Consider the following 22,269-nt stretch of genomic DNA (forward strand, 5'->3'; position numbering starts at 1 on the left):
AGTAAGAAGAGATAATAGAGTAGGAAAATGTCGAAGGAAAGGGTGGGGAAGTGTGAGACAGCTTCTTATCTGTGTAACCGTTGCAGCAGTTTCGGTCGGTTCTTATTGGCTTTACATAAAACAATTAGGTGCTGTGCCATTCCTGCTTCTTTCATTTTTCTTCTTCTATAAAGCGTACGAGGAGATAACAGGGAAAGCGAAAAAACGCCGCGAACGGAAGCAAATGAGCCCGTCCATCGCTCCTGCAGGAAAAAAAGCAGAAATCATCACATAAATATAGCGTAGAGGCCTTCTTTTTGTTTATAATGGAGAATATGCCAAAAACGTTTTTGCTCTTTTTTTGGGCGTGCAAATAGAGAAGGGAAGTGCGGATGGTGAGCTTGCAACAACATTCGAAAGAAGAATTAAAGGAAATGTCATTTCTTGAACTGGCGCATTTGATCCTTGCCGATAAGCGGGAGCCGGTTGCATTTAACGATTTACTGTCTGAAATTCAAAAGCATCTGGAAATTTCAGAGCAGGAAGTAAAAGGCCGTATGGTTCAATTTTACACAGATTTAAACATCGACGGCAGCTTTTTGCCACTCGGTGAAAACCGCTGGGGGCTTCGTGCATGGTATCCAGTTGAAAAACTGGAAGAAGAAACAACTAATGCACCAGTGAAAACGCGCAAGAAAAAAGCGAAAAAAGCAGTGGAAGATGATTTCGAAGAAGACATTCTTGAAGAAGAAGACGATCTGATCGATTTTGAAGAAGAAGACTTTGAAGAAGAAGAAGAAGATCTTGATCTGGATGACGATCTAGAAGATGATGATCTAGAAGAAGATTTAGACGTTGATATCGATGAAGACCTTGATGAAGAAGAAGACTTTGAAGAAGAAGAAGGCGCCGAGGACGAGTACGACCTTGACGATAAATAAAGCAGAATCTTCTCTTGACTATTTCATGCGTGAATTGTAGTATGTTATTTGGGCTCTTTACGAGACGAAGAATTTAGTCGATAACGCTCCTCTTACTGAGAAGTAAGTGGGGCGTTTTTTGTATTTTTTTGAGCATTATAACCATTGAAGGAGGACGTTCATTTTGACGAAATATATTTTCGTGACAGGCGGCGTTGTGTCATCTCTTGGAAAAGGAATCACGGCTGCATCTCTCGGCCGATTATTGAAAAATCGTGGGTTAAAGGTATTCATTCAAAAATTTGACCCATACATCAACGTAGACCCGGGAACGATGAGCCCGTATCAGCACGGTGAAGTGTTTGTTACAGATGACGGGGCAGAGACGGATCTTGACCTTGGTCACTACGAGCGCTTTATTGATATTAACTTAACAAAATTAAGTAACATCACAACAGGGAAAGTATACTCAACCGTTCTTCGCAAAGAACGCCGCGGTGAATATCTTGGCGGTACGGTTCAGGTAATCCCGCACATTACGAATGAAATTAAAGACCGCGTGTTCCGTGCTGGCAAAGAATCAGGTGCGGATGTCGTCATTACGGAAATCGGCGGTACGGTCGGCGATATTGAATCCCTCCCCTTCTTAGAAGCGATTCGCCAAATTAAAAGTGATGTTGGCCAGGATAACGTATTGTACATTCATTGTACGCTTATTCCGTATTTAAAAGCAGCCGGCGAAATGAAGACAAAACCGACACAGCATAGCGTAAAAGAGCTGCGCAGCTTAGGAATCCAGCCAAATATTATCGTCGTTCGGACAGAAATGCCAATTTCACAGGATATGAAAGATAAGCTTGCACTGTTTTGTGATATCGCAAAAGAAGCGGTTATTGAAGCGACAGATGCTGACACGCTTTATGCAGTGCCGCTTATGCTTCAAAAGCAAAACATGGACGAACTTGTTTGCCGCCTGTTGAAAATGCAATGCCATGAAGCGGACATGACCGAGTGGAGTGCACTCGTTGATAAAGTACGCAACCTGCCAAACAAAGCCCGTATTGCCCTTGTCGGAAAATATGTTGAATTGCAGGATGCTTACATTTCTGTTGCCGAGTCTCTTAAGCATGCTGGTTATCAATTTGATACAGATATCGAGATCGACTGGGTGAACTCCGCTGAATTAACAGAGGAAAATGCAGCAGAGCGCTTAGAAGGTGCAGCAGGCATCCTTGTTCCGGGCGGATTTGGTGATCGCGGTATCGATGGGAAATTGGCTGCGATTCGCTATGCACGTGAAAATAAAGTGCCGTTTTTCGGTATCTGCCTTGGCATGCAGCTTGCATCAATTGAATATGCACGCAACGTATTGAACTTAAAAGATGCTCATTCAGCAGAAATTGTGCCGAATACACCGTATCCGATCATTGATCTTCTGCCTGAACAAAAAGACATCGAAGATCTTGGAGGCACACTTCGCCTAGGTCTTTACGCATGTAAATTAAAACCTGAAACGCTGGCGCGTGCGGCTTACAATGAGGAAATTGTATACGAGCGTCATCGCCACCGTTATGAATTTAACAATGAATTCCGCGAGCAAATGGAGAAAGAAGGCTTTATTTTCTCCGGTACAAGCCCAGATGGACGTCTTGTAGAAATCGTAGAAATCGCGGATCATCCGTGGTTCGTCGCTGCGCAATTCCATCCGGAATTTACGTCGCGTCCAACTCGTCCACAGCCGTTATTTAGAGAATTCGTACGAGCTTCAATCGAACACAGCTAATAAAAAACAGGACCGCCTTTTGCGCCGGTCCTGTTTTTTTATATGTAATGACTGAAACCCGATAGGAATAAAGTTTTCCTTTTTTAAGCTGGCCGGGCACTGTCACTCATATTCAGCCATCATTTCCTCGATCGTCATTTTTAATAGGAAGTAAACGTACAAACCGGCAATCGACGAAGGGAATCCTGTCCGGCCGCCTTCTTCGTCAGGGAGCAGCCCTTTTGTCAGGCGCAGATCAATAAACACGTCTGCTGCTTCCTCAACGCCCGCTGCTTCCCGTTTAGAGGCAATAGCAGTGAACGGGATATTGCCGTTTTGCAGTTCCTTGGCCAGGCTAAGAGCTTCCGCATCATCGGAAAAGCGGGTGGCAATCAGCACACGATCTGCTTCGGTTAAGCGGGCATCCTCTGTCCACTTGCAGATGTCAGGCAGACGCTCGGCACCATGAATCGCTTCTGCTTCAAGAGCAGCCATTTCGCCGAATCCCTTCATATAAATAGTTCCTTCGCCGAGCAGCCCTTGAGACAGGAGGCGTCCCGCATCTTCGATGGCGAATTCCTCTTTTTCACTAATCCGTTTCAGCAGTCCGTTCAACTGCGTCGTAAACATTTTGGACAACCATAATCACTTCTTTCGTTTTCTTTATTATAAGTAAGTTCTCCTAAAAACGCACACGTCCTGTGTGCAACGGAGAACCCAGAACATCCTGTTCAAGTAAAATGAAAAAGGGAATTTGCAGGGTTCTGTCGAATGTAACAAACAAAAGGATAAAAACGGAAGGCGCTATATTTAGGAGGAAGATAAAGATGGCAGCAACAATTCTTATAGTGGACGATCAATATGGAATCAGAATTTTGTTGAATGAAGTATTGAAAAAAGAAGGGTATCAAACTCTTCAGGCAGCAAATGGACCGGAAGCAATTCAGCTGGCGAGAGAAAATGTTCCGGATTTAGTGTTGCTTGATATGAAAATTCCAGGTATGGATGGTATTGAAATTTTAAAGCGGATGAAGGCAGAAAATCCAAACATCCGGGCCATTATTATGACGGCTTACGGAGAATTGGATATGATTCAGGAAGCAAAGAATATCGGCGCCATTATGCATGTTCCGAAACCATTTGATATTGATGATATCCGCCAAACCATCAAAGAACATTTAACGCTTTAATGGAATAAGTAAATTGTGTTGGTAATAAAAAGACGAATTTGATATGATACAAATGTGGTTTTTTTCATGAAGCAAACATTTCCCTTAGAGGAGGAAACAAAATGCCATTAGTATCAATGAAAGAAATGTTAAATACTGCGAAAGAAAAGAAATACGCAGTAGGCCAATTCAACCTAAACAACCTTGAGTTCACTCAAGCGATTCTTCAAGCAGCTGAAGAAGAAAAATCACCAGTTATCCTTGGTGTTTCTGAAGGCGCGGCTCGCTACATGGGCGGATTCAAAACAGTTGTGAAAATGGTAGAAGGATTAATGGAAGACTACGGTACGACAGTACCTGTTGCCATTCACCTTGACCACGGTTCAAGTTTCGAAAAATGTAAAGAAGCGATCGATGCAGGATTTACATCTGTTATGATCGATGCTTCACACCATCCATTTGAAGAAAACGTTGCTACAACTTCTAAAGTTGTTGAATATGCACATTCAAAAGGTGTTTCAGTTGAAGCGGAACTTGGCACAGTTGGCGGACAAGAAGACGATATCGTTGCTGAAGGTGTTATCTATGCAGATCCGCAAGAGTGCGAAGAGCTTGTAAAACGCACAAACATCGACTGCCTTGCACCAGCACTTGGTTCTGTTCACGGTCCTTACAAAGGCGAGCCAAACCTTGGCTTTGCTGAGATGGAAGCGATCGGAAATGCAACAGGTCTTCCACTTGTTCTTCACGGCGGTACAGGCATTCCAACAAAAGACATCGAAAGATCAATCTCTCTTGGAACAGCTAAAATCAACGTAAATACAGAAAACCAAATCGCTTCTGCAAAAGCAGTTCGTGAAGTACTTGCTGCAAAACCAGAAGAGTACGATCCACGTAAATACCTTGGACCAGCTCGCGATGCAATTAAAGCGACAGTTGCCGGTAAAATGCGTGAATTTGGTTCTTCAGGCCAAGCGTAAGAGGCTTACAGCAAAGGTGCTGCATGATGACGCAGTTTAGCCTTTGAGCGATTCTGCATGCCTATAACAAAACAAATAACGACAAGAACCGCCTTTTTTAACGAATAGGCGGTTGTTGTTTATATTATAAAATGAACTGAAAAGAGGGAATATTTAATGAAATTCTTTATTGACACAGCCAACATCGATGAAATCCGCGAAGCACATTCTTGGGGCATTCTCTCCGGCGTTACAACAAATCCATCATTGGTTGCAAAAGAAACCATTCCATTCCATGACCGTCTTCGTGAAATTACGGAGCTTGTTTCAGATTCAGTAAGTGCAGAAGTTATTGCGCTTGATGCAGAAGGCATGATTAAAGAAGGCCGCGAACTGGCTCAAATTGCGCCAAACATTACAGTAAAAGTACCAATGACGCCGGAAGGCTTGAAAGCGGTCGCAGTGTTCGCTAAAGAAGGTATTAAAACAAATGTTACACTCATTTTCAGCGCTAACCAGGCGTTGATGGCAGCGCGTGCCGGTGCTACATACGTTTCACCATTCCTTGGCCGTTTAGATGATATCGGACAGGATGGACTTGAGTTGATCGAGACGATTGCAGATATTTTTGCCATCCATGGCATCGAAACAGAAATTATCGCAGCATCGATCCGTCATCCACAGCATATTACAGCAGCAGCGCTAAAAGGAGCGCATATTGCGACAACTCCTTACAAAGTATTGGCTCAGCTGTTTAAACACCCGTTAACGGATAAAGGTATCGAAGGATTCCTGGCTGATTGGGAAAATCGTAAAGCGAAGTAAGAATTGTACATGAGACCATTTTTATCGGTTAAACTACGATTACCAAGAAAGCTTTCCCGCTTTCCGTTTACGCAGAAAGAAGGGAGTACAACATGATGGAAAAGTTAAAGATTGAAGGCGGCCATTCTTTAAAAGGCACAATTAAGGTGGACGGCGCAAAAAACAGCGCCGTTGCCCTTGTACCGGCTGCTATTTTGGCGGAATCTCCGATTACAATCGATGGATTGCCGGATATATCCGATATTCATATGTTAAAAGGTCTTTTGGAGGAAGTTGGCGGAGAGGTTACGTTTGAAGATGGGGAAATGAGAATTGATCCGACAAACATGACTGCTATGCCGCTGCCAAATGGAAAAGTCAAAAAGCTCCGTGCTTCTTACTACTTAATGGGTGCTATGCTTGGCCGTTTTAATAAAGCGGTCATTGGCTTGCCCGGCGGCTGCCATCTCGGCCCTCGTCCGATTGACCAGCATATTAAAGGGTTTGAAGCACTCGGTGCCGAAGTAACAAATGAACAAGGCGCGATTTATTTGCGCGCAAATGAACTGCGCGGTGCCAGAATTTATTTGGATGTAGTCAGTGTGGGGGCAACCATTAATATCATGCTGGCAGCGGTTCGTGCCAAAGGCCAGACGATTATCGAAAACGCGGCAAAAGAGCCGGAAATTATTGATGTGGCAACGCTTCTGTCAAATATGGGTGCAAAGATTAAAGGAGCCGGCACGGACGTGATTCGTATTGATGGCGTAGAGCGTCTGCATGGCTGCCGTCATTCCATTATTCCGGACCGTATTGAAGCGGGTACTTTTATGATTATGGCAGCAGCGGCAGGAGAAGGCGTCATTGTCGATAATGTTATTCCACTGCATATGGAGTCGCTAACGGCTAAGCTGCGTGAAATGAATGTGCCGATTGAAATCGGAGAAGACCGCATTTTTGTTGGAAAAGCCCAGAATCTTAAAACCGTTGATATTAAAACACTTGTTTATCCGGGGTTTGCAACCGATCTTCAGCAGCCGTTCACGTCGCTTTTAACAAAAGCATCAGGTTCGGCTATTGTAACCGATACGATTTATCCAGCGCGTTTCAAGCATATTGACGAGCTGCGCCGTATGGGAGCCAATGTGAAAACGGAAGGACGCTCTGCCATCATTAACGGTCCTGTTCAGCTTCAAGGAGCAAAAGTGAAAGCCAGCGATCTGCGCGCTGGTGCAGCACTTGTGATAGCCGGTTTAATGGCAGATGGCATTACGGAAGTAACGGGTCTCGAGCATATTGACCGCGGCTACAGCAAGCTGGCTGAAAAGCTGACAGCTCTCGGCGCTAATATTTGGCGGGAAGAAATGACAGAAGAAGAGTACAGTGAAATAAAAAGTTCATAGTATTAAGCGAAACAACTGGTAAATGTGTTACAATATATAAAAAATATGTGGCATAATGATGTTGTTTGTTCGTCGCAGGGGGAGGCAGGAGAGTAATGGAGAGAAGTTTATCGATGGAACTAGTCCGCGTTACAGAAGCGGCTGCACAAGCATCAGCACGCTGGATGGGCCGTGGCCTGAAGGACGAAGCAGATGGTGCAGCAACATCAGCAATGCGGGATGTGTTCGATACGATCCCGATGAAAGGGACAGTCGTGATCGGTGAAGGCGAAATGGATGAAGCCCCAATGCTTTATATTGGCGAGAAGCTTGGAAACGGCTATGGGCCACGTGTGGATGTGGCTGTTGATCCTCTTGAAGGAACAAATATTGTCGCAGCCGGCGGCTGGAATGCGCTGGCTGTTTTAGCAGTAGCAGATGCCGGAAACCTGTTGAATGCGCCTGATATGTACATGGATAAAATTGCCGTCGGACCTGAAGCTGTCGGTATGATCGACATTAACGCCTCTGTGACGGACAACCTAAGAGCTGTTGCCAAAGCGAAAAACAAAGATATTGAAGATGTGGTGGCCACGGTTTTGAACCGCGAACGCCACCAGCATATTATTGCCGAGTTGCGCGAAGCCGGCGCTCGTATTAAACTAATTAATGACGGTGATGTTGCTGCGGCAATTAATACAGCGTTTGATAAAACAGGCGTTGATATTTTATTTGGTTCGGGCGGCGCACCAGAAGGCGTTATTTCTGCTGTTGCATTGAAAGCGCTTGGCGGGGAAATTCAAGGACGTTTGCTGCCGCAGTCTGATGCTGAGCTTGAACGATGCATGAGAATGGGTCTTGACGTGAATAAAGTTCTTCGGATGGAAGACCTTGTCCGCGGCGACGACGCTATTTTTGCGGCAACCGGTGTAACAGACGGTGAATTGCTGCGCGGTGTTCAATTTAAAGGTAAGTACGCAGAAACACAATCTGTCGTTATGCGTGCCAAATCAGGTACTGTCCGTTTTGTAGATGGACGTCACAGCTTGCACAAAAAACCTAATCTTGTTATTAAACCATAAGCATACCAACAGCGGTGCAGCCGGTCCGGTTCTCCGCTGTTTTGTTTGATTTGCCCACTTGTTTATCATGCTTCATCGTCACCCCTCCCTTCTATCAAATCAATTTAATAAAGTGTGGTGCCATAATGGAAGAACTTACAATCAATCATCTTGAAAACTTAAAACTAAAAGAGTTATACGAACTTGCCAAAACGTACAAAATCTCCTACTATAGCAAGCTCACCAAAAAAGAACTGATTTTTGCCATCTTAAAAGCGCGCGCTGAGCAGCAAGGCTTCTTCTTTATGGAAGGAGTGCTTGAAATCATTCAGTCGGAAGGCTTTGGTTTCCTTCGTCCGATTAACTACTCAGCCAGTTCGGAAGATATTTATATTTCTGCTTCTCAAATTCGCCGTTTTGATCTTCGAAACGGGGACAAAGTATCCGGAAAAGTTCGTCCGCCAAAAGAAAATGAACGGTATTACGGACTTCTGCATGTAGAAGCGGTCAATGGAGAAGATCCGGAAACAGCAAAGGAACGGGTTCATTTTCCAGCGCTTACGCCGCTTTACCCGGACCGCCAAATCGAGCTTGAACTTGAGTCCAGACACTTATCTACCCGGATTATGGATTTGGTTTCGCCAGTTGGGTTTGGCCAGCGCGGCTTGATTGTTGCACCGCCGAAAGCCGGGAAAACAATGCTGTTAAAAGAAATTGCCAATTCGATCTCGGCCAACCATCCGGAAGCAGAGCTGATTGTCCTGCTTATTGATGAGCGTCCGGAAGAAGTAACGGATATCGAGCGCTCGGTGCAAGCTGAAGTCGTTAGTTCGACATTTGATGAAGTGCCGGAAAACCACATTAAAGTGGCAGAACTTGTACTTGAACGCGCCATGCGTCTCGTTGAGCATAAGCGGGATGTCATCATCCTTATGGATTCTATTACACGCCTGGCTCGTGCATACAACCTTGTGATTCCGCCGAGCGGCCGTACCTTATCCGGCGGTATTGATCCGGCAGCTTTTCACCGCCCAAAACGCTTTTTTGGTGCCGCGCGCAATATTGAGGAAGGCGGCAGCTTAACGATTTTGGCCACGGCTCTCGTTGATACGGGCTCACGTATGGATGATGTGATTTACGAAGAGTTTAAAGGGACGGGCAATATGGAACTGCACCTTGATCGTTCACTTGCCGAGCGCCGTGTGTTCCCGGCCATCGATATTCGCCGTTCGGGTACGCGCAAAGAAGAGCTGTTGATTGGCAAAGAACAGCTTGATATGGTCTGGGCAATTCGTAAAACAATGTCAGATGCGCCAGACTTGGCGGATAAAGTATTGCGCCGTCTGCGCCAGACAAAAAGCAACGAGGAATTTATTGCTCAGCTGCTTGCTGAAACAAAGAAAAATGGCGCCTCAAAAAAAATGCTGTAACCTAATTGCAATTTTTGAGGGTGCCTGCTATAATGTGATTTATGTGAATGAAATAAATAATTAGGATTAACACCTAATTATATTTAACTCTGTTTCGGAATGACTCAGGGCGGAAGGAGAGAAAAAAGATGCAAGCAGGAATTCATCCTAACTACAAAACTGCACTTGTTAAATGTGCATGCGGTAACGAGTTTGAAACTGGTTCAGTTAAAGACGAGATCCGCGTAGAGGTTTGCTCTGAATGCCATCCATTCTACACTGGTCGTCAGAAATTTGCTGACGCAGGCGGACGTGTGGATCGCTTCAACAAAAAATACGGCCTTAAAGATCAAGCAAGATAATGATAAAAGGGACAGGCAAGGAGTGCAAACTGCTTGCCTGTTTTTTTGTATGTAAAAATAATAGACCATCAATTTTTGAATGATGTTTGTAATGTCTAGCTCCAGGCGCCATCGGCTCGAGGTCATAAGCCAAGCGCTTCTGGAGGCAAAAAGCGCCTCCGGCAGTGCTCGTCTTATGCTTGTCGCCGATAAGCGGGCGCCTTGCGCTTTTCTTAGATAAAATGGAGGGACAGGCAGGATGGCCCAGCTTTTTTTTAAATATGGTGCGATGAATAGCGGCAAGTCGATTGAAATTTTAAAGGTTGCCAATAACTATGAAGAACAAAATAAGGGCGTGCTTTTGTTTACGTCAGGTCTCGATACTCGGGATGAAGTTGGCTACATTTCAAGCCGCGTAGGCCTGCGGCGTCCGGCGCGTCCGATCTTCGCGGATACAAACGTATTTGAAGAGGTACGAAGAGATCCATCATCGCCATCATGTATTCTGGTAGATGAAGTGCAGTTTCTATCAAAGAAGCACGTGCTGCAGCTCGCCCAGATTGTAGACGAACTGAACATTCCGGTTATGGGATTCGGCTTGAAAAATGATTTTCAAAATGAGCTGTTTGAAGGAAGCCAGTATATGCTTATTTACGCGGATAAAGTAGAAGAAATGAAAACGATCTGCTGGTTTTGTGAGCGAAAAGCAACGATGAATCTGCGCGTGGATGAAGAAGGAAAACCTGTGTATACAGGGGAACAAATTCAAATCGGCGGCAACGATACCTATTATCCGGTTTGTCGGAAATGCCATCAAAACCCGCCGCTTTAACAAACGAGGTGTAGACAATGTTTGATCGATTGCAGGCAGTAGAAGACCGATACGAAAAATTAAATGAACTGCTTAGTGACCCGGATATTGTAAATGATCCGGCTAAGCTTCGCGATTATTCTAAAGAACAATCAGATATTCAAGAAACAGTGGAAGTATACCGGCAGTACAAAGAAGCAAAAGAACAATATGCCGATGCGAAAGCGATGCTTGAAGACAAGCTTGATGCTGAAATGCGGGAAATGGTTAAAGAAGAAATGAGCGAGCTGGAAGGTACGCTTTCTGATCTGGAAGGCCGGATGAAAATTTTGCTTATACCGAAAGATCCGAATGACGATAAAAACGTCATTATGGAAATTCGCGGCGCTGCTGGGGGCGATGAAGCGGCTCTGTTTGCTGGCGATCTGTACCGGATGTATTCACGGTATGCAGAAGCAAACAATTGGAAAATTGATGTAATCGAAGCGAGTACAACCGGGGTTGGCGGCTACAAAGAAATTATTTTTATGATTAATGGCCGCGGTGCTTACTCTAAATTAAAGTACGAAAACGGCGCCCATCGGGTACAGCGTGTACCAGAAACAGAATCTGGCGGGCGTATTCATACGTCTACAGCGACTGTTGCGGTTATGCCGGAAACAGAAGAAGTCGAAGTGGAAGTGCACGATAAAGACATCCGGGTGGATACATTCGCATCAAGCGGACCGGGCGGCCAGTCCGTCAATACGACGATGTCTGCTGTCCGGCTGACGCATTTGCCAACTGGCATCGTTGTATCCTGCCAGGATGAAAAATCACAAATTAAAAACAAAGAAAAAGCGATGAAAGTTCTTCGTGCGCGTATTTACGATAAGTTTCAAAAAGAAGCGCAGGCAGAATACGACGCTGTCCGCAAATCAGCCGTAGGTACCGGTGACCGCTCGGAGCGGATCCGCACGTATAATTTTCCGCAAAACCGCGTAACCGATCACCGTATCGGGTTGACGATTCAAAAGCTTGATCAAATTCTTGAAGGCAAAGTCGGCGAAGTAATTGATGCTCTTATCGTAGAAGATCAGTCAAGCCGTCTTGAAAACCTGGAGGATTAATAAGTGGAACAAAAAATATATGAAGCCCTAAAATGGGCTTCTTCTTATTTAGTCGAGCACAGCCGCGATGCGAATGCGGGTGAACTGCTGATGAAGCATGTAATGGGCGTAAGCCGCTCCGCTCTATTGGCGAGGCTGCATGATCCACTGACACCAGAGCGGTGGGATGCTTTTTCAAAAATGGTCCAACGCCATGCAGAAGGAGTGCCGGTCCAGCATTTGATTGGCATGGAAGAGTTTTACGGACGGTCGTTTATCGTAAACAACCATGTTTTAATCCCGCGGCCCGAAACAGAAGAGCTTGTGTATCATACAATCGAAAAAATAAAAAAAATAAAGAGCCCGGTGATTGTCGATATTGGAACAGGGAGCGGTGCAATTGCCGTAACCATGAAAGCTGAACGGCCGGATGCTTCTGTCTACGCAGTGGATTTATCCCCAGAAGCATTGCAGACGGCAGCCCAAAATGCCGATATTCTCGGTGCGGACGTGACGTTTTGGCATGGCGACCTGGCAGAACCGCTCATTAAGCAAGGACTGCTGGTGGATGTACTGCTGTCGAACCCGCCTTACATTCCGGCCCGAGAGCGGGAAACATTGTCCACAGTTGTGGTGGATCACGAGCCGCATATGGCATTGTTTGGTGGAGAAGACGGGCTTGATTTGTACCGGAGGCTGGCTGAGCAGCTGCCGCTTGTTATGAAGCCGGGGGGAATTGTCGGCGTGGAAACAGGCGCCGGCCAAACCAAAGAAGTTGCCGCTCTTTTTCAGGCAGCTTTCCCAGATGGGACAGTAAGCATTATGTATGATATTAATAAAAAAGATAGAATGGTATTTTTGCACGTTTAAGATAAATCCTTTCCGGCGATACTGATTGCCGGGAGGGATGATAAAATGAAAACAAAAATTCTTATTCTATATGTATATGGACTTTCAGCTGCCGTTTGCTTTATGATGTATTTTGCCCCGTCTGATCCCGCTGCGGGCGGTATTCCAGAAGAGGCAATCCGTATCAGGGTCGTTGCGCATGACAACAGCCGATCAGAGCAGGAAAGAAAAGAGCGTGTTCACTTTGCGGTTGCTGAGCAAATCAGCAAGTGGGCGGCGAATGCGCATTCACCCGGGGAAGCGCGTACTTTGATCGGAGAAAATATAAAAGAAGTAAAAGAAATCGCCGTAAAGACGGCGGACGGTGCACCTGTTAATGTTTCGCTGGGCAAGGAAGCATTTCCTGCCAAGCAGTATGGCCGTTATGTATATCCGCCGGGCGATTATGAATCGCTTGTTGTCACTATTGGGGATGGACGTGGGGATAACTGGTGGTGTTTACTGTATCCATCGTTTTGTTTTCCAGAAGAAAAAGAAGAAGATTCGGGATATAAATGGGCGGTTATTGAGTTATGGGATCATTTGAAAGAAGATGATGATTCAAAAGAAAGGGAAAAAGCCCTTGCGATGCAAGAAGATCTAGATTTATTATGTGAGAAAGTAAAAGAAAATCCACAGTCATCCACACAGTTATACACAATCGGGGATAAGTTATACACATATTGTGAATAACTTTGTTTATAACAAAGCTGAAAGTCGATTTATATATAGAATTAAGTAAAGTATTCTTAGATTTTGTAAATAAAAAAGCAAAGGTGACAAATATGGAGACGAAATACTGGTTTGTGGATAACTTTGAGGAAATTCATCAACATTATCCACAAATAAAAGAAGCAGCCGAGCTTATCCAAAGAGGAGAGGTAGTCGCATTTCCTACAGAAACCGTGTATGGCCTGGGGGGACAGGTAAAACTGGATAACGCTGTGGACAAAATTTTTAAAGCAAAAGGGCGGCCATCTGATAATCCGCTTATTGTCCACATTGCGGACAAAAAAGATGTGGACGAATTAGCTCATTCTATTCCATCCTATGCACGCAAGCTGATGGAGGCGTTTTGGCCAGGTCCGCTGACAGTTATTGTTCCAAAAAAAGATGGGGTTCTGTCTGAGCGGGTCACAGCCGGTCTTAATACGGTAGCTCTTCGAATGCCCAATCATCCAGCCGCGCTTGCTTTAATTAAAGAAGCAGGAGTGCCAGTGGCGGCGCCGAGTGCGAATCGTTCAGGAAAACCGAGCCCGACCACGGCTCAGCATGTGCTCGATGACTTAAAGGGACGGATTGCCGGAGTGGTAGATGCAGGTGAAACAGGAGTCGGATTGGAATCTACTGTCGTTGACTGCACAGGTGATTATCCGATTGTCCTGCGGCCGGGCGGCGTAACCGAAGCGGATATTAAAGCAGTAGCTGGAAAAGCGGACACAAATACCGTTTTAAAGAAACAGGAAGACGCCCCGAAGGCGCCGGGAATGAAATATACACATTATGCGCCTGAAGCACCGCTTTACATAATGGAAGGAACGGCTCAAGCTATTCAGAAAAAAGTAGATGAATGGAAGAAAGAAGGCAAAAAAGTCGGCGTGCTGGCCGCATCAGAAAACGCAGCCTCGTACAAAGCGGAGGCTGTTATTGTGTGTGGAAGCAGAAGTGACTTATCTTCGGTTGCCAGGGAATTGTACGGGGCACTCCGGGCATTTAATGAAAAGCCGGTTGATATAATCATTGCCGAAGCGTTTCCGACAGAAGGCGTCGGTGCAGCCATTATGAACAGGCTTGAAAAAGCAGCAGGACATAAATGGATCAAATGAAAAAAGCAGGCTGACCAGACAGCCTGCTTTTTTCATTTGGTGCGCAGGCCTTGTTCGGCGGTCTGCTGTGTGAGAAATATACATCAAATAAAATGGAATCAACATCAGGTTTTTCTATGCTTAAGCCTAACCCTGGGCGGCAGCGTCCTATACAGCAGCTAAAAGATTGTTTTGCATACGAAAAAAATAAATCTGAGAGCGTGTTTATCGTTATGATTCCTGCATGGCGCCGGTTATAGAAAACACCGCCCGGCATATAGATAAGCATGGATATTTTTATTTTATCATTAGCACTGTCGGCAGACGCATTTGGTGCAGCCCTGGCTGTTGGAATGAGACGTATGGGATTATGGGACAAACTCAAGCTGAGTGCTGCAGTCGGTATTATGCATGTGATCCTTCCTGCTGCCAGCATGACAGCGGGTAACTTCCTGCACGGAAGATTTGGGGATATTCTGTTTTCAGCGGGCGGGCTGGTTCTTGTCATTACCGGTCTGCAGATGGTGCTTTCCTTTTTCAGGCAGGAAGAACAAGAAAAGCCGGCCGGTATCGGTATCATGCTGTTTGCCTTCGGAGTAAGTATGGACAGCTTTTCGACGGGATTGTCGCTTGGTGTGCTCGGGATGGACAAGTCCATAGCGGTGATGAGCTTTGGTGTATTCTCGGGCGTCATGACCATGGCCGGCCTGCTGCTCAGCAGTCGGATTAGTACAGCAGCGGGAAAGGTTGGAGAAGCAGCAGGAGGTGTGTTTCTATTATTAATTGGGTTAAAATGGATATTTACATGACGAAGTCCTTTTCAAATAGAAAAGGACTATTTTACTGTAATTTAATCCATTATAATGAAAGAAAACGTATGCAAAGGTGGTTACCATGAAAATTTTATTCGTATGCACAGGCAATACATGCCGCAGTCCAATGGCGGAAGCCATTTTACGCCAAAAGAAGCCAGACTGGGAAGTGAAATCAGCTGGATTGTACGCGAGTCCAGGCGCACCTGCTTCAAGGGGAACGACAGTTGTTTTAAATGAAAAAGGGATTCCACACAATCACGCCGCCGCCCAAGTCACAGAAGAACTGCTCAAATGGGCAGATCTTGTCATGACGATGACATCGTCACATAAACAGCTGATTGACGTTCATTTCCCGCAGTTTCGGGATAAAGTAAGACCGCTGAAGGAAGCGGACGGAGACGTAGTCGATCCATTTGGCGGTTCAGACGCGGAGTACCGAAAAACATTTGAAGAGCTTGAGTACTACATAAGCAGGTGGCTGGAGAGAGAATCCGAAAAATGAGAGAAAAAAAGGCGTATTCATTCAGCATTCGAAAAAAACTGGTTCTGCTTGTGACGCTGCTTGCCCTTATTACGTATACCTTCAGTGCATTATTTATGTATTTTATTTATCCGGCTTACTTTTCGCATATAAACGAAATGGCTTTTACGATTGCTACACTTGCGTTCGGTATTTTTTGGTCAGCTGTGTTAGCTTATTTTGCCGCGGCTTATTTTGTAAAGCCGATTATCCGGCTTGAAGCAGCCGCTCGGGAGGCGGCTTCAGGAAGAATTGAACAAGAAGTCACTCTTCCAAATAGTGATGATGAAATTCGTGCACTCGCTTCAGCATTTAACGAGATGCTTACAAATTTACGAATGATGGTACAAAGCATCGAAAGCAACTTTGCTATTACAGATGAAAGCGTCGGCCATATCGCACAGATCAGCGGCCAAGCTGTGCATCAGGCTGGGAGCATGGCACAAACAGCAGAGGAAATTGCCAGCGGTGCCGAAAGTTCCGCTCTTGCTGTACAGGCAACAGCAGAAGCAATGGAAGAAGTAGCCGAAATTGCTGGAGATGTACAAAGGAAAGCGAGAGAGTCCGCCCAAAAAGCGGAGAGTATGGTTGGCGAGCTGGACACAAGCAGAGAAACATTTCAATTGCTTATCTCCGGAATGGATGGGCTTGCGGCTGACAACATGGAGTCGCTGGAAGCGGTCCGGTCGCTCGAAGAAAATGCCCGCAAGGTCGGCAGCGTGATCAGCCTGGTAGGAGATATTGCTGCTCAAACTAATCTATTGGCACTCAATGCGTCCATTGAAGCGGCACGCGCCGGGGAACATGGAAAAGGGTTTGCTGTAGTGGCAGAAGAAGTCCGCAAGCTTGCAGATGAAAGTGCCACAGCGGTCAAAAGCATTTCTGACCTTGTAAAGCAGATTCAGCTTGAAGTCGATCATGTTGTTCAGAAAATTACGGATCAGGCAAAGGCGGCAGAAGAAGGGGTTCAAAAAGGAGCGTCGGCTCAGGAAGCGGTTGGCCAAATTGGTGCAGCGATTATGAGTATGGCTGCCGAGGTCGAGGAAATTTCTACGCTTGTTGATCGGCAGATGGGCAAAATTGAACAAACGACGCACCAGTCTCAAGAGGTGGCTGCCATTGCTGAAGAAACCTCTGCTGGGGCAAATGAAGTGACCCATGCGGCACAAATGCAGTCAGATGTGATTCATGAAATCGGCAGCATCAGCCAAAAGCTGGAAGAGCAGGCAGCTGCGCTCAAGTCTGTCATTACACGTTTTAAACTGTAGTTTCCCTGCGAAGTATGAGAAAATAAAACAAAAAAGCTTGAAAGGAGTCTTGGATATGAAGGTAGCCATCGCATCAGATCATGGCGGAATCAATATTCGCGAAGAAATCAAAACACTAATGGAAGAACTCGGCATTGAGTATGAGGATTTTGGCTGTGAGTGCGCCACATCCGTTGATTATCCAGACTACGCTCTTCCAGTAGCGGAAAAAGTCGCCGCAGGTGAATTTGACCGCGGCATTTTAATCTGCGGAACAGGCATTGGGATGTCCATTGCAGCCAATAAAGTAAAAGGAGCCCGCTGCGCGCTTGTGCATGATGTATACAGCGCTAAACTGACACGCCAGCATAACGATACAAATTTAATTGCAATGGGCGAGCGCGTGATTGGACCGGGGCTTGCACGGGAAATTGCCCAAATGTGGCTGACAACTGATTTTGAAGCCGGACGCCATGCCACGCGGATCGGCAAAATTGCCGAATATGAAGAAAGAAGCGGACAGTAATGGATCGGCTTACGGTTTGGAAACAGGAACTTGAGTCCCTTCTTTCAGAGCTGCAGGAACAAGCTCAATTTCAAAAAGGACAGCTGTTTATTGTAGGCTGTTCTACATCGGAAGTAGCCGGCGGCCGGATCGGTACAGCCGGTACAGATGAGACAGCAGCTGCTCTTTATGAGGTGCTGCAGGCCTTCGCGGAAAAAACAGGTGTTCATTTAGCCTTTCAATGCTGTGAGCATTTAAATAGAGCAGTCGTAATGGAACGGGAAGCGGCACAGCGATTCGGCTATGAAGAAGTAGCAGCTGTGCCGGTGCGGACTGCCGGCGGGGCCATGGCTGCTTATGCCTACCGGCAAAAAAACTGTGTACTCGTTGAATTCGTTAAAGCGGACGGTGGAATTGATATTGGCGATACATTGATCGGCATGCACTTAAAACATGTAGCCGTGCCAGTCCGGACGTCGGGAAATTCAGTCGGCGCTGCGCATGTCACCATGGCCAGAACACGTCCTAAATTGATCGGCGGGCCGAGAGCGGTATATGAAAAAACGAATGTAAATGATTTCGACGGAACAGAATGTTAAGAAATGAGCTCGTTTTCAAAAAGAAAAAGCTCATTTCTTAACGAAAAAGCGTAAAAAAACAAAAAATGCGGTTGAAAGATTCGGGAAACATGTTATTATGAAAGAGGATTTTAAGGACAACTCGCATGAACTATTTTATAGATTGGGAAGGGGAACAACGATGAGCAAAATTCAAGCGCAGGACCCGGCTGTATTTGCAGCAATTCAGGATGAGCTGAAACGCCAGCAGACAAAGATTGAACTGATTGCTTCAGAAAACTTTGTATCAGAAGCAGTAATGGAAGCACAAGGTTCGGTTTTAACGAATAAATACGCAGAAGGCTACCCAGGCAAACGCTACTATGGCGGCTGCGAGCACGTGGATGTGGTAGAAGACTTGGCACGTGATCGTGCAAAAGAACTTTTTGGTGCAGAATATGTAAACGTTCAGCCGCATTCAGGTGCACAGGCAAACATGGGTGTTTACTTTGCAGTATTAGAAGCAGGCGATACGGTTCTTGGCATGAATTTATCTCATGGCGGCCACTTAACACACGGAAGCCCGGTTAACTTCAGCGGCGTTCAGTACAACTTCATTGAGTACGGCGTAACAAAAGAAGAGCAAGTAATCGATTATGAAGATGTTCGCCAAAAAGCACTTGAGCACAAGCCGAAATTGATTGTTGCTGGTGCAAGTGCGTACCCGCGTGCAATTGACTTTGCTAAATTCCGTGAAATCGCAGATGAAGTGGGCGCTTACTTAATGGTCGATATGGCACACATTGCCGGCCTTGTGGCAGCAGGCCTTCACCAAAACCCAGTTCCTTACGCTCACTTTGTAACGACGACAACACACAAAACGCTTCGCGGTCCACGCGGCGGTATGATTTTGTCAACAGAAGAGTTTGGTAAAAAGTTTGATAAATCAATCTTCCCTGGTATTCAAGGCGGCCCGCTTATGCACGTAATCGCTGCAAAAGCTGTTGCATTTAAAGAAGCACTTCAGGATGATTTCAAAACGTATGCGCAAAACATCATTGACAACGCAAGCCGTCTTGCAGAAGGCTTGAAAGCAGAAGGAATCGATATCGTGTCGGGCGGAACAGATAACCACCTTCTTTTGATCGATCTTCGTTCCCTTGGCTTAACAGGAAAAGTAGCAGAAGCAGTGCTTGATGAAGTGGGCATTACGGTAAACAAAAACACGATTCCGTACGATCCGGAAAGCCCATTTGTAACAAGTGGTATTCGTATCGGTACAGCAGCGGTTACATCACGTGGATTCGACCTTGCTGCAATGGATGAAGTGGCTTCAATCATTGCAAAAACATTGAAAAATCATGAAGATGAAGCAGTGTTGAAAGAGTCAGCAGAACGCGTTGTTGCTTTAACATCAAAATACTCACTTTACCAAGAAGCATAATCAAACAAAAACTGCCGGCAGATGCCGGCAGTTTTTTATGTTTCAAAGAAGCGCCCTGTCCCCTCGGTTGCCCGCCCTTTACTTTTGGAGTAAAATAGGAATGGTTTTGTATGACCGTATAAACGAGGAGTGAACTTGATGGGAAAAGTTTATGTATTCGATCATCCGCTTATTCAACATAAGCTGACAATGATTCGCGATAAAAACACGGGCACGAAAGATTTTCGTGAACTAACAGATGAAGTGGCCACACTGATGGCATTTGAAATTACACGGGATCTGCCGCTTGAAGAAGTAACGGTGCAAACACCGGTTTGTGATGCAAAAGCGATGGTGCTTGCCGGTAAAAAGCTTGGAATTGTGCCGATTTTGCGTGCAGGTATTGGAATGGTAGACGGTGTACTTAAGCTGATCCCTGCGGCAAAAGTAGGCCATGTCGGTTTATACCGTGATCCGGAAACGCTTCAGCCGGTTGAATATTATGTAAAGCTGCCATCTGATGTAGAGGATCGCGATTTTATCGTGGTAGATCCGATGCTTGCAACAGGCGGCTCTGCTATTGAAGCCATTCGTTCCTTGAAAAAGCGCGGCGCAAAAAATATTAAATTTATGTGCCTGATTGCCGCTCCGGAAGGGGTAGAGCTTTTAAAAGAAGCACACCCGGACGTAGACATTTACATTGCATCACTGGATGAAAAATTGAACGAAAAAGGCTACATTGTACCGGGTCTCGGCGATGCCGGTGACCGTTTATTCGGAACAAAATAAAGAAAAGCAGGTGGAGAGAATGGATCGCCCGATTAAAGTAATGACGATTTTCGGCACGCGGCCGGAAGCGATTAAAATGGCTCCGCTCGTTTTGGAACTGAAAAAGCGTCCAGACGAATTTGAAGCCATTGTTACGGTAACAGCCCAGCACCGCCAAATGCTCGATCAGGTGCTGAACATTTTCAATATTACACCGGATTACGATTTGAATATTATGAAAGACCGCCAGACGCTGATCGATGTAACGACGCGCGGACTTGAAGGACTTGATGGAGTCATGAAAGAAGTCCAGCCGGATATCGTACTCGTTCACGGTGATACAACGACCACGTTTGTAGCCGGACTTGCTGCTTTTTACAATCAAATTGCAGTGGGTCATGTGGAAGCGGGTCTTCGTACATGGAATAAGTATTCACCGTTCCCTGAAGAAATGAATCGCCAGCTGACAGGTGTAATGGCGGATCTTCATTTTTCACCGACGGCACAGTCTGAACAAAACTTATTAAATGAAAATAAGAAGCCGGAGTCTATTTTCGTAACAGGCAATACAGCGATCGATGCGCTGAAAACAACGGTTAAAGAAGAGTATACGCATGAGGTGCTTGAGAAGCTGGGCGATGACCGGCTTGTGTTAATGACAGCGCACCGCCGCGAAAATCTGGGCGAACCAATGAAAAACATGTTCCGTGCCATCAAGCGTCTTATAGAGGATCACGAAGGCATTCAAGTGGTTTATCCGGTTCACTTAAACCCGGTTGTGCGTGAAACAGCGGATTCTATTTTAGGAAATGATCCGCGCATTCACTTGATTGAACCGCTTGATGTGATTGATTTCCACAACTTTGCTGAACGTGCCCATATCATCCTGACAGATTCGGGCGGCGTGCAGGAAGAAGCTCCTTCACTTGGTGTACCGGTTCTTGTACTGCGTGATACAACAGAGCGTCCGGAAGGGATTGAAGCGGGAACGCTGAAACTTGCCGGCACAGAAGAAGAAACGATTTACTCGCTTGCTTCTGAGCTGTTAACGGATCAACAAGCATACGACAAAATGTCCAAAGCTTCTAATCCATATGGAGACGGGGAAGCATCACGGCGCATTTGTGATGCAATTCGCTATTATTTTGGAGTGGATCCAAACAAGCCGGAACGGTTTGAAGTAAAATAAGAAGAAAAAAGTCGTCGCAAATAGCGGACGACTTTTTTCTATTCTACATAAATGTTCGGAAAAAAATGAAAAAAGTATGAGCATTTTGTGAAATATGTACATGATAACTTGAGTTTTCGTTCCCAACACATTGACATTGAAAAAGCCCTATTGTATGCTAACAAAGGGTAAGGACAATGGGTTTTATACATAGTGTAACCGTTTTTTTTCTGGTTCTTTTTTCGCCAATTTACTGAATCAGCGAGGTGCGGGATGAACAACAAAACGCCATTCCGATCCATAGCCATTTACACCACAATACTTACCCAGCTTGCTGGCTCTATGCTAATTGGCATTTTCGGGGGCCTTGCTCTTGATAAACGGTTGAGTACTATGCCCCTCTTTTTAATTGTCGGACTGCTGGCAGGCCTTTTTGCAGGCGTTTATGCAATGTTCCGTACCCTTCATTATTTCAATTCAGGAGACTAGCCATTTATGTCCGAACTCCAGCAATCTATTAGAAGACAAAGAATGTATCTGTTTTACCTTTTGTCTATTTTTGTTCTCGGATGGGGCTTTACGTCAGCACAAAGTATTTTTGCCGGATTGATTCTCGGCACGATACTTAGTATGTGCAATCACTGGCTCATCTCCAGGCGGATGCTGCGCTTTAACAAAGCAGTCGATAACGACTTAAAACCGCCGCGGCTTGGCACGTCAACACGAATCGCCACCGCTGCACTAGCCGCGATTATTGCCCTCCGAAACCCCGAACAGTTTCATATGATCAGTACTATTGTGGGATTAATGACTGCTTATGCAGTGATTATGATAGATTTTGTAATCCAGCACTTTATAAAACGTATGATCCGGAAAGAGGTGAAATAA

The 22,269-nt window shown here is 45.5% G+C and carries 26 protein-coding genes; 25 read left to right on the forward strand and 1 reads right to left on the reverse strand.

Annotated features, from left to right (window positions below; all coding sequences use genetic code 11):
• Window positions 1-52: 52 nt before the first annotated feature.
• The 3 genes from M3221_RS10325 to M3221_RS10335 all read left to right on the forward strand — a co-directional run bounded on the left by M3221_RS10325 (window position 53) and on the right by M3221_RS10335 (window position 2,682).
• Window positions 53-274 carry a hypothetical protein gene (locus M3221_RS10325; protein ID WP_251271562.1) on the forward strand — a complete coding sequence of 74 codons (222 nt, stop codon included), beginning with the start codon at window positions 53-55 and terminating at the stop codon, window positions 272-274.
• A gap of 97 nt (window positions 275-371) precedes the next feature.
• Entirely contained in the window at window positions 372-920 is a 549-nt protein-coding gene (rpoE, locus tag M3221_RS10330) for a DNA-directed RNA polymerase subunit delta (RefSeq protein ID WP_285879973.1), read from the forward strand.
• 163 nt (window positions 921-1,083) lie between these two features.
• Window positions 1,084-2,682, forward strand: a complete 1,599-nt coding sequence (locus M3221_RS10335) for a CTP synthase (protein WP_251271566.1) — start codon at window positions 1,084-1,086, stop codon at window positions 2,680-2,682.
• A gap of 102 nt (window positions 2,683-2,784) precedes the next feature.
• Here the strand turns inward: M3221_RS10335 and M3221_RS10340 are convergent, their stop codons facing one another.
• Entirely contained in the window at window positions 2,785-3,291 is a 507-nt protein-coding gene (locus M3221_RS10340; RefSeq protein ID WP_311316132.1) for a DUF2529 family protein, read from the reverse strand.
• 197 nt (window positions 3,292-3,488) lie between these two features.
• Between M3221_RS10340 and M3221_RS10345 the strand changes: the two genes are divergently transcribed.
• From M3221_RS10345 to M3221_RS10450, 22 genes are all read left to right on the forward strand, one after another.
• Window positions 3,489-3,851, forward strand: coding sequence for a response regulator (locus M3221_RS10345; protein WP_242232740.1), 363 nt, complete (start codon window positions 3,489-3,491; stop codon window positions 3,849-3,851).
• A gap of 101 nt (window positions 3,852-3,952) precedes the next feature.
• Window positions 3,953-4,810 (forward strand): class II fructose-bisphosphate aldolase, encoded by an 858-nt coding sequence (locus M3221_RS10350; RefSeq protein WP_251271570.1) that lies wholly within the window; start codon window positions 3,953-3,955, stop codon window positions 4,808-4,810.
• 156 nt (window positions 4,811-4,966) lie between these two features.
• A complete protein-coding gene (fsa, locus tag M3221_RS10355) occupies window positions 4,967-5,614 on the forward strand; it encodes a fructose-6-phosphate aldolase (RefSeq protein WP_251271572.1) in 648 nt (215 codons plus the stop codon).
• 95 nt (window positions 5,615-5,709) lie between these two features.
• The gene (locus M3221_RS10360; RefSeq protein ID WP_251271574.1) at window positions 5,710-6,996 is read left to right on the forward strand and encodes a UDP-N-acetylglucosamine 1-carboxyvinyltransferase; all 1,287 of its coding nucleotides are present in this window, start codon (window positions 5,710-5,712) and stop codon (window positions 6,994-6,996) included.
• A gap of 95 nt (window positions 6,997-7,091) precedes the next feature.
• Window positions 7,092-8,057: a class II fructose-bisphosphatase gene (glpX, locus tag M3221_RS10365; RefSeq protein ID WP_251271576.1), complete on the forward strand. Its 966-nt coding sequence runs from the start codon at window positions 7,092-7,094 to the stop codon at window positions 8,055-8,057.
• A gap of 125 nt (window positions 8,058-8,182) precedes the next feature.
• On the forward strand, window positions 8,183-9,466 hold the full coding sequence (gene rho / locus M3221_RS10370) for a transcription termination factor Rho (protein WP_251271578.1): 1,284 nt from the start codon (window positions 8,183-8,185) through the stop codon (window positions 9,464-9,466).
• Between the two features lie 128 nt (window positions 9,467-9,594).
• The gene (gene rpmE, locus M3221_RS10375) at window positions 9,595-9,807 is read left to right on the forward strand and encodes a 50S ribosomal protein L31 (RefSeq protein WP_242232746.1); all 213 of its coding nucleotides are present in this window, start codon (window positions 9,595-9,597) and stop codon (window positions 9,805-9,807) included.
• Window positions 9,808-10,045: 238 nt separating this feature from the next.
• On the forward strand, window positions 10,046-10,618 hold the full coding sequence (locus M3221_RS10380) for a thymidine kinase (RefSeq protein ID WP_242232747.1): 573 nt from the start codon (window positions 10,046-10,048) through the stop codon (window positions 10,616-10,618).
• 17 nt (window positions 10,619-10,635) lie between these two features.
• Complete coding sequence (prfA, locus tag M3221_RS10385; RefSeq protein ID WP_251271580.1) at window positions 10,636-11,706, forward strand: peptide chain release factor 1; 1,071 nt, start codon at window positions 10,636-10,638, stop codon at window positions 11,704-11,706.
• A 3-nt stretch (window positions 11,707-11,709) separates the two neighbouring features.
• Window positions 11,710-12,555 carry a peptide chain release factor N(5)-glutamine methyltransferase gene (gene prmC / locus M3221_RS10390; protein ID WP_251271582.1) on the forward strand — a complete coding sequence of 282 codons (846 nt, stop codon included), beginning with the start codon at window positions 11,710-11,712 and terminating at the stop codon, window positions 12,553-12,555.
• Window positions 12,556-12,600: 45 nt separating this feature from the next.
• Complete coding sequence (locus M3221_RS10395) at window positions 12,601-13,266, forward strand: stage II sporulation protein R (RefSeq protein WP_251271584.1); 666 nt, start codon at window positions 12,601-12,603, stop codon at window positions 13,264-13,266.
• 92 nt (window positions 13,267-13,358) lie between these two features.
• Window positions 13,359-14,399 carry an L-threonylcarbamoyladenylate synthase gene (locus tag M3221_RS10400; RefSeq protein ID WP_251271587.1) on the forward strand — a complete coding sequence of 347 codons (1,041 nt, stop codon included), beginning with the start codon at window positions 13,359-13,361 and terminating at the stop codon, window positions 14,397-14,399.
• Between the two features lie 266 nt (window positions 14,400-14,665).
• A complete protein-coding gene (locus M3221_RS10405; protein WP_251271589.1) occupies window positions 14,666-15,187 on the forward strand; it encodes a manganese efflux pump MntP in 522 nt (173 codons plus the stop codon).
• A gap of 85 nt (window positions 15,188-15,272) precedes the next feature.
• Window positions 15,273-15,695 (forward strand): low molecular weight protein arginine phosphatase, encoded by a 423-nt coding sequence (locus tag M3221_RS10410; protein ID WP_251271591.1) that lies wholly within the window; start codon window positions 15,273-15,275, stop codon window positions 15,693-15,695.
• Window positions 15,692-16,981 carry a methyl-accepting chemotaxis protein gene (locus M3221_RS10415; RefSeq protein WP_251271593.1) on the forward strand — a complete coding sequence of 430 codons (1,290 nt, stop codon included), beginning with the start codon at window positions 15,692-15,694 and terminating at the stop codon, window positions 16,979-16,981. Before M3221_RS10410 ends, M3221_RS10415 begins: the two co-directional genes overlap by 4 nt.
• Before the next feature lie 55 nt (window positions 16,982-17,036).
• On the forward strand, window positions 17,037-17,486 hold the full coding sequence (gene rpiB, locus M3221_RS10420) for a ribose 5-phosphate isomerase B (protein ID WP_242232755.1): 450 nt from the start codon (window positions 17,037-17,039) through the stop codon (window positions 17,484-17,486).
• Window positions 17,486-18,064, forward strand: a complete 579-nt coding sequence (locus M3221_RS10425; protein WP_251271595.1) for a TIGR01440 family protein — start codon at window positions 17,486-17,488, stop codon at window positions 18,062-18,064. The genes rpiB and M3221_RS10425 overlap by 1 nt, the downstream gene beginning before the upstream one ends.
• 160 nt (window positions 18,065-18,224) lie before the next feature.
• Window positions 18,225-19,466, forward strand: a complete 1,242-nt coding sequence (gene glyA / locus M3221_RS10430; RefSeq protein WP_251271597.1) for a serine hydroxymethyltransferase — start codon at window positions 18,225-18,227, stop codon at window positions 19,464-19,466.
• Window positions 19,467-19,604: 138 nt separating this feature from the next.
• Window positions 19,605-20,234: a uracil phosphoribosyltransferase gene (gene upp / locus M3221_RS10435; RefSeq protein WP_242232758.1), complete on the forward strand. Its 630-nt coding sequence runs from the start codon at window positions 19,605-19,607 to the stop codon at window positions 20,232-20,234.
• A 19-nt stretch (window positions 20,235-20,253) separates the two neighbouring features.
• Window positions 20,254-21,402 (forward strand): non-hydrolyzing UDP-N-acetylglucosamine 2-epimerase, encoded by a 1,149-nt coding sequence (gene wecB / locus M3221_RS10440; RefSeq protein WP_251271599.1) that lies wholly within the window; start codon window positions 20,254-20,256, stop codon window positions 21,400-21,402.
• Window positions 21,403-21,654: 252 nt separating this feature from the next.
• The gene (locus M3221_RS10445) at window positions 21,655-21,870 is read left to right on the forward strand and encodes an AtpZ/AtpI family protein (RefSeq protein ID WP_242232760.1); all 216 of its coding nucleotides are present in this window, start codon (window positions 21,655-21,657) and stop codon (window positions 21,868-21,870) included.
• Between the two features lie 6 nt (window positions 21,871-21,876).
• Complete coding sequence (locus M3221_RS10450; protein WP_251271601.1) at window positions 21,877-22,269, forward strand: ATP synthase subunit I; 393 nt, start codon at window positions 21,877-21,879, stop codon at window positions 22,267-22,269.

The organism is Domibacillus indicus (genome assembly GCF_023715895.1).
Lineage (GTDB): Bacteria > Bacillota > Bacilli > Bacillales > Domibacillaceae > Domibacillus > Domibacillus indicus_A.

Bases quoted from the DNA above. Each gene is read 5' to 3' on its own strand.
- M3221_RS10345 (WP_242232740.1), top strand. From the start codon at position 3,489: ATGGCAGCAACAATTCTTATAGTGGACGATCAATATGGAATCAGAATT.
- M3221_RS10400 (WP_251271587.1), top strand. From the start codon at position 13,359: ATGGAGACGAAATACTGGTTTGTGGATAACTTTGAGGAAATTCATCAA.
- rpoE (WP_285879973.1), top strand. From the start codon at position 372: ATGGTGAGCTTGCAACAACATTCGAAAGAAGAATTAAAGGAAATGTCA.
- rpiB (WP_242232755.1), top strand. From the start codon at position 17,037: ATGAAGGTAGCCATCGCATCAGATCATGGCGGAATCAATATTCGCGAA.
- M3221_RS10350 (WP_251271570.1), top strand. From the start codon at position 3,953: ATGCCATTAGTATCAATGAAAGAAATGTTAAATACTGCGAAAGAAAAG.
- rpmE (WP_242232746.1), top strand. From the start codon at position 9,595: ATGCAAGCAGGAATTCATCCTAACTACAAAACTGCACTTGTTAAATGT.
- fsa (WP_251271572.1), top strand. From the start codon at position 4,967: ATGAAATTCTTTATTGACACAGCCAACATCGATGAAATCCGCGAAGCA.
- prfA (WP_251271580.1), top strand. From the start codon at position 10,636: ATGTTTGATCGATTGCAGGCAGTAGAAGACCGATACGAAAAATTAAAT.
- M3221_RS10360 (WP_251271574.1), top strand. From the start codon at position 5,710: ATGGAAAAGTTAAAGATTGAAGGCGGCCATTCTTTAAAAGGCACAATT.
- glyA (WP_251271597.1), top strand. From the start codon at position 18,225: ATGAGCAAAATTCAAGCGCAGGACCCGGCTGTATTTGCAGCAATTCAG.
- M3221_RS10380 (WP_242232747.1), top strand. From the start codon at position 10,046: ATGGCCCAGCTTTTTTTTAAATATGGTGCGATGAATAGCGGCAAGTCG.
- M3221_RS10405 (WP_251271589.1), top strand. From the start codon at position 14,666: ATGGATATTTTTATTTTATCATTAGCACTGTCGGCAGACGCATTTGGT.
- M3221_RS10445 (WP_242232760.1), top strand. From the start codon at position 21,655: ATGAACAACAAAACGCCATTCCGATCCATAGCCATTTACACCACAATA.
- wecB (WP_251271599.1), top strand. From the start codon at position 20,254: ATGGATCGCCCGATTAAAGTAATGACGATTTTCGGCACGCGGCCGGAA.
- M3221_RS10340 (WP_311316132.1), bottom strand. From the start codon at position 3,291: ATGTTTACGACGCAGTTGAACGGACTGCTGAAACGGATTAGTGAAAAA.
- M3221_RS10425 (WP_251271595.1), top strand. From the start codon at position 17,486: ATGGATCGGCTTACGGTTTGGAAACAGGAACTTGAGTCCCTTCTTTCA.
- M3221_RS10450 (WP_251271601.1), top strand. From the start codon at position 21,877: ATGTCCGAACTCCAGCAATCTATTAGAAGACAAAGAATGTATCTGTTT.
- M3221_RS10410 (WP_251271591.1), top strand. From the start codon at position 15,273: ATGAAAATTTTATTCGTATGCACAGGCAATACATGCCGCAGTCCAATG.
- rho (WP_251271578.1), top strand. From the start codon at position 8,183: ATGGAAGAACTTACAATCAATCATCTTGAAAACTTAAAACTAAAAGAG.
- M3221_RS10415 (WP_251271593.1), top strand. From the start codon at position 15,692: ATGAGAGAAAAAAAGGCGTATTCATTCAGCATTCGAAAAAAACTGGTT.
- glpX (WP_251271576.1), top strand. From the start codon at position 7,092: ATGGAGAGAAGTTTATCGATGGAACTAGTCCGCGTTACAGAAGCGGCT.
- M3221_RS10395 (WP_251271584.1), top strand. From the start codon at position 12,601: ATGAAAACAAAAATTCTTATTCTATATGTATATGGACTTTCAGCTGCC.
- upp (WP_242232758.1), top strand. From the start codon at position 19,605: ATGGGAAAAGTTTATGTATTCGATCATCCGCTTATTCAACATAAGCTG.